General features: G+C 73.8%; 9 protein-coding genes. 5 read left to right on the top strand and 4 right to left on the bottom strand.

The window, feature by feature from the left end; translation table 11 throughout:
* Positions 1-8: 8 nt before the first annotated feature.
* Positions 9-2,162 carry an AMP-binding protein gene (locus ACW14Y_RS05760; protein ID WP_456986097.1) on the bottom strand — a complete coding sequence of 718 codons (2,154 nt, stop codon included), beginning with the start codon at positions 2,160-2,162 and terminating at the stop codon, positions 9-11.
* Positions 2,163-2,453: 291 nt separating this feature from the next.
* Here ACW14Y_RS05760 and ACW14Y_RS05755 point away from each other — a divergent pair, with 291 nt between their 5' ends.
* The 5 genes from ACW14Y_RS05755 to ACW14Y_RS05735 all read left to right on the top strand — a co-directional run bounded on the left by ACW14Y_RS05755 (position 2,454) and on the right by ACW14Y_RS05735 (position 8,080).
* A complete protein-coding gene (locus tag ACW14Y_RS05755) occupies positions 2,454-3,350 on the top strand; it encodes an ABC transporter ATP-binding protein (protein WP_380311343.1) in 897 nt (298 codons plus the stop codon).
* A gap of 312 nt (positions 3,351-3,662) precedes the next feature.
* Positions 3,663-4,805 carry an iron uptake system protein EfeO gene (gene efeO / locus ACW14Y_RS05750; protein WP_456986096.1) on the top strand — a complete coding sequence of 381 codons (1,143 nt, stop codon included), beginning with the start codon at positions 3,663-3,665 and terminating at the stop codon, positions 4,803-4,805.
* A gap of 142 nt (positions 4,806-4,947) precedes the next feature.
* A complete protein-coding gene (gene efeB, locus ACW14Y_RS05745) occupies positions 4,948-6,264 on the top strand; it encodes an iron uptake transporter deferrochelatase/peroxidase subunit (RefSeq protein ID WP_402725482.1) in 1,317 nt (438 codons plus the stop codon).
* 50 nt (positions 6,265-6,314) lie between these two features.
* Positions 6,315-7,169: an iron uptake transporter permease EfeU gene (gene efeU, locus ACW14Y_RS05740; RefSeq protein ID WP_456986095.1), complete on the top strand. Its 855-nt coding sequence runs from the start codon at positions 6,315-6,317 to the stop codon at positions 7,167-7,169.
* 263 nt (positions 7,170-7,432) lie between these two features.
* Positions 7,433-8,080 carry an HNH endonuclease family protein gene (locus ACW14Y_RS05735; RefSeq protein WP_340637190.1) on the top strand — a complete coding sequence of 216 codons (648 nt, stop codon included), beginning with the start codon at positions 7,433-7,435 and terminating at the stop codon, positions 8,078-8,080.
* Positions 8,081-8,182: 102 nt separating this feature from the next.
* On the opposite strand, the gene ACW14Y_RS05730 is transcribed toward ACW14Y_RS05735, so the two are convergent.
* The 3 genes from ACW14Y_RS05730 to ACW14Y_RS05720 all read right to left on the bottom strand — a co-directional run bounded on the left by ACW14Y_RS05730 (position 8,183) and on the right by ACW14Y_RS05720 (position 14,017).
* Complete coding sequence (locus tag ACW14Y_RS05730) at positions 8,183-10,744, bottom strand: ABC transporter permease (RefSeq protein ID WP_456986094.1); 2,562 nt, start codon at positions 10,742-10,744, stop codon at positions 8,183-8,185.
* A 74-nt stretch (positions 10,745-10,818) separates the two neighbouring features.
* Positions 10,819-11,589, bottom strand: coding sequence for an ABC transporter ATP-binding protein (locus ACW14Y_RS05725; RefSeq protein WP_043474491.1), 771 nt, complete (start codon positions 11,587-11,589; stop codon positions 10,819-10,821).
* 205 nt (positions 11,590-11,794) lie between these two features.
* A complete protein-coding gene (locus tag ACW14Y_RS05720) occupies positions 11,795-14,017 on the bottom strand; it encodes a restriction endonuclease (protein WP_456986093.1) in 2,223 nt (740 codons plus the stop codon).
* Positions 14,018-14,170 lie beyond the last annotated feature (153 nt).

Raw genomic sequence — 14,170 nt, 5'->3', positions numbered from 1 at the left:
CGGCCTGCTCACAGCCGCTTGCGCACCCTCGGCTGCCAGGTCAGGAACCGGACCACGATCGCGGCCGAGACCATCAGCGCGACGTTGAACACGAAGACCAGCCAGCTCTGGGCGGACCAGTCCGCCGGGCGGGTGGTCCGGTACAGGTTGTCCTGCGGCCACCAGGAGGCCAGCAGCCAGAACACCGCCAGGTGCGCGGCCACCGACAGACCGGCGGGCCGTCGCTGCCGGGCCGTCACCACGGCCCCGAAGAGCAGCCAGGCCACCCCGAGCCCGAACGCGGCCCACTCGAAGAGGTAGAGCACACGGAACAGGGTGTCGTACGGGGCCGGCACCGCCGAGACGTCCGTCGAGCCCGGCCAGAGCTTGTCCGTGAGCAGCGCGGCGGCGGCGGCCGACGGCACCCCGACGGCGACCGTGCCGCACCCGAGGAAGGACTCCGACTCCGCGACGCCCCCGGACCGCCCGCCCCCGCCGCCCTTGCCCCGGTGGCCCTTCCCGCCGCCCGACCGGCGGGGCGGCGTGCGGTCGCCCGGCGCGGGCAGCGGCAGCGCGTCCCGGTCGAGCTTGCCGGCCCGGGTGCGCGGCAGTTCGGGCACCGGGACCACGGCGGCGGGCGCCTCCCCGGCCGGCAGCGAGGCCGAGAGCGCGGCCGTCAGCGACCAGCCGTCGGTGTCCGGGGCGCCGGGCACGGTGACGGCGTAACCGACCAGCTCGCGCCGACCGGGAGCCACCTCCACCACGGCGACGGCCGCCTCCCGGATCCCGGGGCGGGCGCGCAGCCGGGCCTCGGCGCGGGCCGCCCGGGACACCGTCCCGGCCGCGGCGGCGGAGACCCGGGCGTCGGTCGGTCCGAGCACGCCCGCCGCCCGGCCGACGAACTCCAGCGCGCCGCCCTCCGCGATCCGGCCGAGGTCGCCGGTGAGCAGGACCCGGCCGTCCGGGTCGTGCCCGCTGCGGACGAACCGGCGGGCCGTCTCCTCGGGGCGGCCGGGGTAGCCGGGGCCGAGGCCCGGCCCGGCGAGGGCGATCTCGCCGACCGCGCCGTCCGGCAGCGGGGTGCCGTCCGGGTCGAGCACGTACACCCGGGCGCCGGGGAACGGCAGTCCGACCACCGACAGCGCCGCGCCGCCGGGCACCTCGTCGAGGCCCCGGACCTCGAACCAGGTGCTGTCCACCGAGGCTTCGGCCAGCCCGTAGACATTGATCACCCGGGTCGGCCGGCCGACCAGCCGCTGCAGTGCCAGGTGCTCGTCCAGCCACCACTTCTCGGCGCCGACGGTCAGCACCCGCACCCCGGCGAACGGGCGGCCCCCGGCGGTCGGTGCCAGGAGGGCGGTCAGTCGGCGCGCGGTGCGGGTGTTCAGCTCCAGCAGGGTGATCCGCTCGGCGGCGATCAGCGGCGGGAGGTCGGCGATCTCGGCGGCCCGGTCCAGGGTGAGGTTGCGCGGGGCGACCACCAGCGTCGCGCCGGAGCAGAGCGCGCGCACCCAGTCGGCGGTGAACACGTCGAACTCCAGGCTCGCCGTGCTGAGGATCCGGTCGGCGGGAGTGATGCCGTAGACGGTGCGCCAGCCGTGGTGGGCGGCGAGCAGATTGCGGTGCGAGAGCCCGGCGCAGCGCGGCGCGCCGGTGGTGCCGGAGGTGGTGAGGACCACCGCGAGGCCGTCCGGGTCGAGCTCGGCCGGGGGCGGGCCGACGGGGTGCGGGCCGGCGGGTCGCGTCGCCGGGGCGGCCCCGGCCGCGTCGACGCAGACCAGCTCCCGGGCCCCGGCGTCGGTCAGCCGGATCCGGTGCGCCTCCTCGGTGACGACCAGGTCCGGCGCGGCCTCGGCGAGCACGTGCCGCAGCAGCGGGTCCGGGGCGCCGGGCTCCAGCGGGAGGTACGCGGCGCCGGTCTTGAGCACGGCGAGCAGGGCGACGTACACCTCGACACCGCGGCCGAGCGCCACCGCCGCCAGCCGGCCGGGCCGGAGCCCGCGCCCGACCAGGTGGTGGGCCAGCCGGTCGGCCCTGGCGTCGAGTTCGCCGTAGCGGAGCTCCGTGCCGGCCCAGCGCAGGGCGACCGCTTCCGGCGTGGCGCGGGCGTGCTCCTCGAAGCGTCCGGGCAGCGTCCCGGCGCGTCCGGTACCGAGTTCCGGCGGTGTGTCCGTTCCTGTCATCGACCCGTCCCCTCCACCCGCACGTGGTGTCCGCACCGCTTCCACGAGCCGCCGGTCCGATCCGGTTCCACGGTTCGCGCACCGATCCTGGCCCCAACTGCCGCCGGGGAAACGGGGGGTACGCACGGCGCCCGCGCCGGGCGGCCGTCCACGGCTCGGACACCGGACCCGTCGTCCGGACCGACGGTTGTACTCTGCACGCGGACGGTCGGCGGCGGCCCGTCCGGTGCGGCGCCGCGCCCGCGACCGCGACCCTGCCCAGCACCGGAGGAGTCCAGGAGGCCCGCCCGCATGAGCACGTCCGCCCCGCGCCCGCCCGCCACCGTTTCGGAGGCCACCGCCGCCCGAGCCGCCGACGCCCCGGCCACCGGCTCGCCCGCGGAGCCGCCGGCCCCGCTGCTGCGCACCCGGGCCGTGGACGTCGTCCGGGACGGTCGCCACCTGCTGCGCGGGATCGACCTCGACATCCACCCCGGCGAGCACTGGGCCCTGATCGGCCCGAACGGCGCCGGCAAGTCGACCCTGCTCGCGCTGCTCGGCGCCGTCTCCCACCCCACCCGGGGCGAGGTGGACGTGCTCGGCCGCCGGCTCGGCCGGGTCGACATCCGCGAGCTGCGCGCCCACCTCGGCCACGTCAATCCGCGCCACCCGCTGCGCTCGCCGCTGACCGTGCGCGAGGTGGTCCTCACCGGCGTCACCAACACGATCGAGCCGGATCTGCACCGCAAGCCCGCCCCGGAGGAGCTGGAGCGGGCCGAGCTGCTGATCGGGACGCTGGGAATGACGGAGGCCGCGGAGTCCCCGTGGACGACGCTCTCCCAGGGGGAGCGCGGCCGGGCGCTGATCGCCCGGGCCCTGATGCCCAGTCCGCGGCTGCTGCTGCTCGACGAGCCCGCCACCGGGCTCGACCTGACCGCCCGGGAACTGCTGCTGGACAGCCTGGACCTGCTCCGCCATCAGCACCCGGAGCTGGCGAGCGTCCTGGTCACCCACCACCTGGAGGAGCTGCCGGAGTCCACCACGCACGCGCTGCTGCTGCGGGCCGGGGAGACGGTCGCGGCCGGCCCGGTGGACGAGGTGATGACCACCGAGCTGGTGAGCGCGACCTTCGGCCACCCGATCCGGATCACCCGCCAGGACGGCCGCTGGACGGCCAGGGCCGCCGCGCGGCGCACCCCGACGGGCTGACCGCGGCGGTCCTCGACGACCTCCCCCAGGGGCGCGCACCCACCGGTGCGTGCCCCTTTACCACTTCTTTGCCATCGACGCCACCTCCGGCCGAGTCACGTGTGGCCGGAAATCGTCGGTGGACCGACCATCGGGGCACCGGAGCCCTTGTCCCACCTGCACCGTTTCGTGACCGACCCCGGTGTAGACGGCAAAAACCGATATCCCTAAGGTATGCCTTAGCTAAGTGGACGGGGGCACCGGCGGCGTCGTTGCCCCTCGTCCGCGCTCAGCCCTGCCCTGAAACGCCCTGTCCTGACCGCTGGAGCCCGCATGTCCGCCCGTCGTTCCACCGCAGCCACACTGCTCACCCTCGCCGTGGCGACCGCCGCGCTGGCCGGCTGCTCGCAGAAGAAGGACGACAAGACCGCGGCCGACGCCGTCAAGGTCAACGCCACCGACACCGCCTGCGAGGTCTCGAAGACCACGTTCCCGGCCGGTCACGTCAGCATCGACATCGCCAACAAGGGATCCAAGGTCACCGAGGTCTACGTCTACGCCATGCGCTACGACAAGATCGTCACCGAGCGCGAGAACATCGGCCCCGGCACCAAGGCCACCATCACCGCCGAGATCAAGGCCGGCACCTACGAGGTCGCCTGCAAGCCGGGCATGGTCGGCGACGGCATCCGCCAGAAGATCACCGTCACCGGCGACAGCTCCGCCGCCCCCGCCGACCCCCGCCTGACCGCGGCCGTCGACGCCTACCGCACGTACGCCCAGGAGCAGGCCGACGCCACCATCCCGGCCGTCGAGGCCTTCGCCGCCGCGATCAACGCCGGCGACCTGGACAAGGCCAAGTCCCTCTTCGCGCCCTCGCGCACCGGCTGGGAGCGCACCGAGCCCGTCGCCGAGAGCTTCGGCGACGTCGACCCCAAGACCGACACCCGCGAGGACGGCCTGGAGCCCGGCCAGGAGTGGACCGGCTGGCACAAGCTGGAGAAGTCCCTCTGGGCGGACGCCGTGATCGGCGACGCCGAGAAGAAGCTCGCCGACCAGCTGGTCGCCGACCTCAAGGACTGGCAGAAGAAGATCCCCGAGGCCGAGATCACCGCCACCAGCATGGCCAACGGCGCCAAGGAGCTCCTCGACGAGGTCGCCACCGGCAAGGTCACCGGCGAGGAGGACCGCTACAGCCACACCGACCTCGCCGACTTCGCCGCCAACGTCGAGGGCGCGAAGAAGGCCTACGAGCTGCTCAAGCCCGTCGCCGCCGAGAAGGACGCCGAGCTCGCCAAGACCCTGGACTCCGAGTTCGCCGCCATCCAGACCCTGCTCGCCAAGTACAAGCAGGCCGACGGCAGCTACACCTCCTACGACAAGGTCACCGACGCCGAGCGCAAGACCTTCTCCGACGCCGTCAACTCCCTCGGCGAGCCCCTGTCGAAGCTCGCCGCCGCCGTGGTCGTCAAGTAACAAGCGCAGTCCGGCGCGCGCGGCCGTCCGCGGCGCGCGCACCGGACCCCGCACCGCGCACCACATCCGGTACTCCGCCGTGGCGGCCCCAGCGGCCGCCGCGGCATCCGTGAGTTCAGCACAGAGAAGGGTCCACCCGCCCATGGACGCCGAGAACCAGCAGCAGAACGCGACGTCGGCCGCCACCGCCGACGCCACCGCGGAGGCGTCGGCCGGCCGCGCCCCGGTCAGCCGCCGCGCCGTCATCGGCTGGGCCGGTGCCGGGGTCGCGCTGGGCGCCGCCGGTGTCGGCTCGGTCGCCGCCGCGACCCGCCAGGACGACGACACCCCGGCCGCGCCCGCCGCCACCGCGGACATCCCGTTCTTCGGCGACCACCAGTCGGGCATCGCCACCCCCGTCCAGGACCGGCTGCACTTCGCGGCGTTCGACATCTCGTCGACCGCGACCCGCGACTCGCTGGTCCGGATGCTGAAGGAGTGGACCAAGGCCGCCGCCGCGATGACGGGCGGCCGCGAGGTCGGCAGCGGCGCCGCCAGCGGTCTGCCGGAGGCGCCGCCGGACGACACCGGCGAGGCCCTGGGCCTGCCGGCCTCCCGGCTCACCCTCACCATCGGCTTCGGTCCGAGCCTGTTCGAGAAGGACGGCGTGGACCGCTTCGGCCTCAAGGCCCGGCGGCCCGAGGCCCTGATCGACCTCCCGAAGTTCAAGGGCGACAACCTCGACCCGCAGCGCAGCGGCGGCGACCTGTGCGTCCAGGCCTGCGCGGACGACCCGCAGGTGGCGGTCCACGCGATCCGCAACCTGGCCCGGATCGGCATGGGTACCGTCAACATCCGCTGGTCGCAGCTGGGTTTCGGCAAGACCTCGTCCACCACCCCGGACGCGCAGACCCCGCGCAACATGATGGGGTTCAAGGACGGCACCCACAACATCGCCGGCACCGACACCGCGAAGCTCGCCGAGCACGTCTGGGCCGCGCCCGGCGAGGGCCCGGACTGGATGACCGGCGGCTCCTACCTGGTGGCCCGCCGGATCCGGATGCACATCGAGACCTGGGACCGCACCTCGCTCAAGGAGCAGGAGGACGTCTTCGGCCGCACCAAGGGCGAGGGCGCCGCGTACGGGCGGACCAAGGAGCACGACGCCCCGGACCTCAAGGCGATGCCCGCCGACGCCCATGTCCGGCTGGCCCACCCGGAGACCAACGACGGCCTGATGATCCTGCGCCGCGGCTTCTCCTTCACCGACGGCACCGACGGCCTCGGCCGGCTGGACGCGGGCCTGTTCTTCCTGGCCTACCAGCGGGACACCCGCAAGGCGTTCGTCCCGCTGCAGCAGCGGCTGGCGGCCTCCGACAAGCTGAACGAGTACATCCAGCACGTCGGTTCCGCCCACTTCGCCTGCCCCGCGGGCGTCCGCAAGCCCGGCGAGTGGTGGGGCCAGGCCCTCTTCGGCTGACCTCCCGCCCGTTCCGCCCGTACCACTCTCCTCACCCCCAGGGAGCCGGCGTGTTCGCCAACTATCTGATCGGCCTGCGCGAAGGACTCGAAGCCAGCCTGGTCGTCTGCATCCTCATCGCCTACCTGGTCAAGACCGGCCGCCGGGACAAGCTCCCGCCGGTGTGGACCGGCGTCGGCGCGGCCGTGCTGCTGTCCATGGCCTTCGGCGCGGTCCTGCAGTTCGGCTCCTCCCAGCTGTCCTTCGAGGCCCAGGAAGCCCTCGGCGGCTCCCTGTCGATCATCTCGGTCGGCCTGGTCACCTGGATGGTCTTCTGGATGCGCCGCACCGCCCGCCACCTCAAGAGCGAGCTCCAGGGCAAGCTCGACGCCGCACTCGCCATGGGCACCGGCGCGCTCGTCGCCACCGCCTTCCTCGCCGTCGGCCGCGAGGGCCTGGAGACCGCCCTGTTCATCTGGACCGCCGTCCAGGCCACCGAGGACGGCTACAACCCGATCGTCGGCGCCGCCCTCGGCCTGCTCACCGCCGCCTTCCTCGGCTGGCTGTTCTACCGCGGCGCGCTGAGGATCAACCTCGCCAAGTTCTTCACCTGGACCGGCGCCATGCTCGTCGTCGTCGCCGCCGGCGTCCTCGCCTACGGCGTCCACGACCTCCAGGAAGCCGGCTGGCTGCCCGGCCTGCACAACCTCGCCTTCGACATCTCCAGCACCATCCCCAAGGACAGCTGGTACGGCACCCTCCTCAAGGGCGTCTTCAACTTCCAGCCCGACCCCACGGTGTTCCAGATCGTCGTCTGGCTCGCCTACCTCGCCCCCACCCTGGCCTTCTTCTTCGGCCTCCTCGGCGGCCCCGCCAAGCCCACCGCCCCCAAGCCCGAGCCGGCCGGGGCCCGCCCCACCGCCTGACACCACCGGCCCGCGCCACCCGGCGCACCCACGCCACCGCACCACGCCCCGCCCGGCACCCCGGGCGGGGCGTCCGCGTTCCCGGGCCCGACGGCAAGGGACCGATCGCGCTCTGACGGTTTGTGTACCTGACATCCGGTCAAAAAATTCACCTCTGGGATCTACCCGCGTAAACCCCTGGGGCGACATGCTGGTCGGCAGCCCGGGCCGGTTCCCCGCCCGGGGGCCTTCCCCTGCCCTCCTCGACCCAGGAGTTCCCTGTCATGTCCGCGATACGCGTGCCCCGCCGTGTCCTGGCCGCCGCCTTCGGCGCCCTGCTGCTCGCCCTCACCACCCTGCTGACCGGCGCGGGTACCGCCCAGGCGGCCCTGCCGACCCCGGTCTCGGCCGCCACCGCCCGCGGCTACCTCGCCGCGATCACGGTGGCCGCGGAGTCCCACGACTCCACCTACGACCGCGCGCTCTTCCCGCACTGGATCACCATCTCCGGCACCTGCAACACCCGGGAGACGGTCCTCAAGCGCGACGGCAGCAACGTCGTCACCGACTCCGCCTGTGCCTCCGTCAGCGGCACTTGGGTCTCGGCCTACGACAACGCCACCACCACCAGCGCGTCGAGCTTCGACATCGACCACCTGGTGCCGCTGGCCGAGGCCTGGCGCTCGGGCGCCTGGGCCTGGACCACCGCCCAGCGCCAGGCCCTCGCCAACGACCTGGTCCGCCCGCAGCTGATCGCCGTCTCCGCGAGCTCCAACCGCTCCAAGGGCGACCAGGACCCGGCCCACTGGCTGCCGCAGACCTCCTACCGCTGCACCTACGCCCGCGCCTGGGTGCAGGTGAAGTACTACTACGGCCTCTCGGTCGACAGCGCGGAGAAGAGCGCCCTCTCCTCGATCCTCAACGGCTGCTGAGGAAACGTTTGCCCCGGGCGCGCACGGCGCCCGCCGAGCACGGACAGCACGACGCCCGCCGGGAGGAGTCCCGGCGGGCGTCGTGCGTACGAGGGGCGGCGGCTACTCGCTCTTGATCGCGCCCAGGATGTCCAGCCGGGCCGCCCGGAGGGCCGGCCAGACGGCGGCCAGCAGGCCGATCACCGCGGCGGCGACCAGGAAGAAGCCGATCTGCACCGGCGGCACCACCAGGGTGATGCTCTTGAGCGATCCCGCGATCGTCCGGACAGCGGCCCAGGCGGTGACGATGCCGAGCAGCACGCCGACCACACCGCCGAACAGCGCGATCATCAGCGACTCCAGCCGGACCATCCGGCCGACGCCGCGCCGGTCCAGGCCGATCGCCCGCAGCATGCCGATCTCGCGGCGGCGCTCGAACACCGACATCGCCATGGTGTTGACCACACCGAGGATCGCGACGATCACGGACATGCCCAGCAGGCCGTACATGACGTTCAGCACGCCGTTGATCGCCCGGTTGTTCTCCGCCTTGATGTCCTTCTCGCCCTTGATGCCGATCAGCGGGTTGCCGCCGGTGGCGTCGCGCAGCGCCTGCTTGAGCGCGGGGGTGGCGCCGTCGGCGCCCTTGACCAGGACCTTCTTCAGGCCGGAGCCGGCCATGGCGTGCGGGCCGACCAGCTTGTCCGGGGCGATCAGCCCGCCGATCTCGGAGTTGCGCTCCACCAGGGCGCCGACGGCGAGGCTGCCGCGGGTGCCGTCGGGGTAGGTGATGTCCAGGGTCGAGCCGACCGTGAGGTGGTTGCGCTCGGCGTAGTCCGTGCTGGCCAGCAGCTTGCCCTGCTGGAGCGCGTCGGCGGCGCCCGCGGTGACCTTCACGTCGACCAGCCGGTCGAAGGTCGCCGCGTCCACGGACGTCAGCCAGGAGGTGTCGCCGTCGGCGACCGCCTCCACCGGCACGTCCCGCACCACGCTCGTCGCGGTGACCCCGGCCGTCTTCGCGATCTGCCCGGCGACCTCGGGAGCCAGCATCGAATAGTTGTCCATGGCGACGGCGTAGTCCGCCTTGATGTCGCTGGCGAAGGCCCGGTCGGCGGCCTTGCTCACCGAGGCGCCGACCACGCTCAGCGTGGTGATCAGGGTGACGCCGATGGTGAGCGCGGAGGCGGTGGCGGCGGTCCGGCGCGGGTTGCGCACGGCGTTCTCGCGGGCCAGCTTGCCGGGCGTGCCGAACAGCTTGCGCAGCACCGGGGCGAACAGCGCGATCACCGGGCGGGACAGCAGCGGGGTGAGCACGAAGACGCCGATCATCAGCGCGCCGGAGCCGAGGCCCACCAGGTTGACCGACTCGGAGGCGGCGCCGCCGACCAGGCCGAGCGCGCCGCCGACGGCGAACAGCAGGCCGATGGTGTTGCGCACCAGCAGCGACTTCTGGGTGGCGGGCTGCTCGCTGGAGCTCATCGCGGCGACCGGGGCGACCCGGGAGGCGCGCAGCGAGGGCAGCCAGGCGGCCAGCACGGTGACGAGGACGCCGACGGCGAGCGAGGCGATCACGGTGCCCGGAGCGATCACCAGCGGGCCGTCCGGCAGGTTGGCCTCCCACGGGCCGTTGAGCAGGGCCTGCAGACCGGCCGCGATGCCGATGCCGCCGATCAGACCGCCGATCGAGGCGGCCAGGCCGACCAGCAGGGCCTCGGCCAGCACCGAGAGGGTGATCTGCTTGCGGCTGGCGCCGACGGCGCGGAGCAGCGCGAGCTCCTTGGTGCGCTGGGCGATCAGCATGGTGAAGGTGTTGGCGATGATGAAGATGCCGACGAAGAGCGAGATCCCGGCGAACACCAGCAGCATGGTGGACATCGCCTTGGTGTTCTCGTCGATCCTCCGCTCCTGCTCGGCGGCCAGCGCGCGGCCGGTGTTGACGTCGAAGGTGTCGGACTGGGGGAAGGACTTCTGCACGGCGGCCAGCAGCGCGGCGTCGTCCGTGCCGGGCTTGGCCTTGACGTCGATCCCGTCGTACTGGCCGGGGCTCAGGTAGAGCTGCTGGGCGGTGGCGGTGTCGAAGGCGGCGAGCGATCCGCCGGACTCCACGCGCGGGTCGTTGGTGTGCAGGGTGCCGGTGAGCTTGAGCTCCATGACCGGGCCGTTGACCGCGACGCGGACGGTGTCGCCGAGCTTGAAGCCGCCCTTCTCGGCGGTCCTGGTGTCCAGGGCGATCTCGCCGGAGGTGCGCGGGCCCCGGCCGTCGGCCAGCGGGAAGCGCGGGTCGGTGCCGTCGGCGCCCGGGACGTAGTTGGTTCCGGTGGTGGAGAAGCCGTCGCCGATCAGCGCGCCCTTGCGGTCGGCGATGCCGGCGAAGCCGCTGACCACCCCGCGGGCCTCGGCGGCGCCGGGCAGCGCGGCGATCGCCTTGCGGGTGTCCTCGGTGAGCTTGGGGCGGTCGGAGGCCTTGCCGCCGTGGTCGTACCCCTTGCCGACCGCACCGTGGTCGCTGACGGTGACGGCGATGTCCGTGTAGCTCTGGGCGCTCTGGGCGCGCCAGGCGCTGGCGAGGGTGTCGGTGAAGACCATGGTGCCGGCCACGAAGGCGGTGCCGAGCAGGACGGCGAGCGTCGTCATCAGCAGTCGGGCCTTGTGGGCCAGCACGTTGCGCAGTGCGGTGCGGTACATGGGGTGGTGTCAGTCCTGAGGGTCGTGGCGTCGGCGGCCGGTTCGGTGGCGGGGCTGGGGGCTGACGTGCTGCGTCAGCTGGTGCGGCCCTTGGCGTCGAAGCGGCGCATGCGGTCCAGGACGGTGTCGGCGGTGGGGTTGGTGAGTTCGTCGACGATGCGGCCGTCGGCGAGGAAGACGACGCGGTCGGCGTAGGCGGCGGCGACGGGGTCGTGGGTGACCATGACGACGGTCTGGCCGAGTTCGCGGACGGAGTTGCGCAGGAAGGAGAGGATCTCGGCGCCGGAGCGGGAGTCGAGGTTGCCGGTGGGTTCGTCGGCGAAGACGATGTCGGGCTTGGAGGCGAGGGCGCGGGCGCAGGCGACGCGCTGCTGCTGGCCGCCGGAGAGCTGGCTGGGGCGGTGGGAGAGGCGGCCGGAGAGTCCGACGGTCTCGACGACGCGGTCGAGCCACTGCTTGTCGGCCTTGCGGCCGGCGATGTCCATGGGGAGGGTGATGTTCTCCAGGGCGGTGAGGGTGGGGAGCAGGTTGAAGGCCTGGAAGACGAAGCCGATCTGGTCGCGGCGCAGCTGGGTGAGCTGCTTGTCCTTGAGGCCGACGAGTTCGGTGTCGCCGATGGTGGAGGAGCCGGAGCTGACGGTGTCGAGGCCGGCCATGCAGTGCATGAGGGTGGACTTGCCGGAGCCGGAGGGGCCCATGATCGCGGTGAACTCGCCCTGGGGGAAGGTGACGCTGACGTTGTCGAGGGCGACCACGCGGGTCTCGCCCTCCCCGTAGACCTTGTTCAGGCCGGTGGCGCGGGCGGCCGCCCGGCCGGTACGGACGGCGGTTGCGGACATCGTCACGAGGGTCTCCTGGGGAATGCGAGGGAAAAGCCGAGGCAAAATCGGATGATCGTCTTCCCATCCATTCTCGCCACCGTTCCGTACCCGGAAGGTCGCTCCCGGGTACGGGCTCCCCCCGCCGACCCGGCGGCCCGGCGGGGGCTCCCCTCCTCCTCGGGTATGACAGCGACTCCTCAGTCAGGCGCAGTCCCGGCCCCGGACCCGGCTACTCGACCGCGACCCCCCAGCGCACCGCGAGCCCGGCCAGACCGCCCGGCACCGGCGTCCCGCTCGGCTCGAACTGCCAGACACCGCCGCGCCGTTGGAAGGACCCGACGACCATCGCGCTCTCCGGCACGCCGCCGGTCCCGGCCTCCCAGCGGGCCGGGCCGGTCACGTCGGGGCCGAAGGCGCCGCTCAGCGCCAGTCCGTGCACATAGCCGAGCGGCAGTGTCGGCGGCTCCTCCTCCTCGGTGGACACCGCCACCACCACCTCGTCCACCGCCGGGGCCAGCCGGGCGGTGTCCAGGGTGAGCTCGGCCCGGCGGACCGGTTCGCCCGGCACCGAGCGGGTGGGGTGCAGCCGGACGGCACCGTCCGGGTCCTGCGGATTGTTGAAGAACACGAAGTGCTCGTCGTCCAGCACCCGGCCCTTCGCGCAGAGGAACGCCGAGACGTCCAGCTCGACCGGGTCGCCGCCGGCCGTGCGGCTGCCCCAGGACAGGGCCACGGTGCTGGTGGCGCCGGCGGTGCCCGCAGCGGCGCCGCCGGTCGCGGCCCCGCCGCTCCCGTCGCCGCCCGAGCCGTTCGCCCCGTTCCTGCTCGGGCCGTTCCCGTTCGCGCCGCCGCCGTTCGTGCCGCCGCCCGAGGTCCGCTCCCCGAGGCGGCCGCGCAGGCCCTGCTCGGCCAGCAGCTCCACCAGCTCGGGACCGCTCACCAGGGTCAGCGGCTTGTTCCGGATGTACTCGTACGAGCCGGGCCCGAACCCGGCCGTGGTCACCAGGATGCCCTTGATCGCCCCGTGGTGGCGGACCGTCGAGTCGAGGTCGCGCACCGCCGTGGGGGAGACCGTCGAGCGGTAGCGCTTGGCCTGGATGACGATCCGTCCGCCGGTCACCGGATCGAGGTCCTCGGCGACCACGTCCACCCCGGCGTCCCCGCTGCGGGCCGTGGTCATCACCCGGAAGCCGCGCAGCCGGAACAGCTCCGCGATCAGCTCCTCGAACTCGATCGGGTCCATCTCGAAGAGGTCCGGATCGTCCTCGCCGCCCTGCCCCGCCACACTGCCGCCGACCGTCTCCGGCAGCCGGTCCGGACGCACCTCGTCCAGCCGCTCGGGACGCGCGGACAGCACCCCGCCCAGCCCCTGGAAGCACTCCACGGCCGCCACCCGGTCCAGCGTGAGACCGGCGAACTCGGCCCGGTCGACCGTCACCGTGGTCAGGAAGCGCTCCGCCTCCCGGCCGGTCGCCGGGTCGATGCCGCGGACGAAGCCGTTCAGCACCACCGAGGCCAGCAGACCGTCCCCGTCCGCCCGGTACAGCTCGGTGACCACCCGCAGCGCGCTCTGCGCCAGCACCTCCCGGTAGAGGGCCTTGCGCTCGGTCGCCGGACGGGCCACCTCGGCCTCCCGGTCGTCCGCCTTCACGTACCGCACCCGGCCGGTCGCCGGGACCACGTCCGCGCCCGGCAGCTCCCAGTTCACCACCAGCTGGCGGCTGCTCGCCTCCCAGGCCGCCACCAGCCGGTGCGGGAAGCCCTCCGGCCAGCCCGCCGACGCGTACAGCACGGCCGAGAAGTACTCCTGCACCGCCTCCGCCTCGCCCGACCGCAGCCGCCGCAGCGACTCCTCGGTCCGGGCGGCGCGCTCCTCGTCCTCCCGGCGGAACCGGGCCACCCACTCCAGGTACTGCCCGTGGTACTCGCCCAGCCGTCGCTGCCGCTCCGCCTCGGCCGCCTGCGCCGCGTACCAGTCCTGCTCGAACCGGGCCCGCGCCTGTGCCACGTACTGCTCGTACTGCTGCCGCACCCCCGGATTGCGGGCCTGGGCCCGGTCCGGCGGCGGCACCTGGTAGCGCGCCTGGTCCGGCATCGGCACCGGCTCGCCCAGCCGCCCCGGCTCGAACGGCGGCACCGGGCGCGCGGCCAGCAGGCTCTGCGCCCGGAACGCCGGACGGGCCAGACCGGCCGCCAGCAGACCCCGCAACTCCTCCACCCGGCCGTCGAGTTCGGCCGTCCGCCGGGCGGCCTCGGCCTCCCTGGACTGCTGGTACTCCCGCTGCGCCTCCCGCTCGCCGCGGGCCGCCGCCTTCTGTGCCTCGCGCTGCTCGCGCTCCCACCGGCGCTGCTCGGCGGCCTGGGCGCGCCAGCGCGCCTCCTCCCGGCGCTGCTCCTGCCGCTGCGCCTCCGCCCAGACCGCCAGCACCCCGTTGTTCCGCCGCCCCGCCACGTCCACCCCTTCGCTCCACGCCGCTCCGGCCCGGCGCCCGCCTCCCGGCCGCGCCACCGCCCGCGCCCGCCACAATAGAACGTGCACCGGGGGAGCGCGCAAAGGGCCCGCGACCTGCGGTGTCACCCAGGGGTGAGCGGGGGTGAGCGGGTG

The sequence above is a fragment of the Kitasatospora sp. cg17-2 genome, from assembly GCF_054031055.1.
Note: the sequence above shows the minus strand (reverse complement) of the source record. Positions and strands in the feature narration are given on the sequence as shown.

Excerpts from the sequence above, each read along its gene's own strand:
- ACW14Y_RS05760 (WP_456986097.1), bottom strand. The coding sequence starts at position 2,162 with ATGACAGGAACGGACACACCGCCGGAACTCGGTACCGGACGCGCCGGG.
- ACW14Y_RS05755 (WP_380311343.1), top strand. The coding sequence starts at position 2,454 with ATGAGCACGTCCGCCCCGCGCCCGCCCGCCACCGTTTCGGAGGCCACC.
- efeO (WP_456986096.1), top strand. The coding sequence starts at position 3,663 with ATGTCCGCCCGTCGTTCCACCGCAGCCACACTGCTCACCCTCGCCGTG.
- efeB (WP_402725482.1), top strand. The coding sequence starts at position 4,948 with ATGGACGCCGAGAACCAGCAGCAGAACGCGACGTCGGCCGCCACCGCC.
- ACW14Y_RS05735 (WP_340637190.1), top strand. The coding sequence starts at position 7,433 with ATGTCCGCGATACGCGTGCCCCGCCGTGTCCTGGCCGCCGCCTTCGGC.
- ACW14Y_RS05730 (WP_456986094.1), bottom strand. The coding sequence starts at position 10,744 with ATGTACCGCACCGCACTGCGCAACGTGCTGGCCCACAAGGCCCGACTG.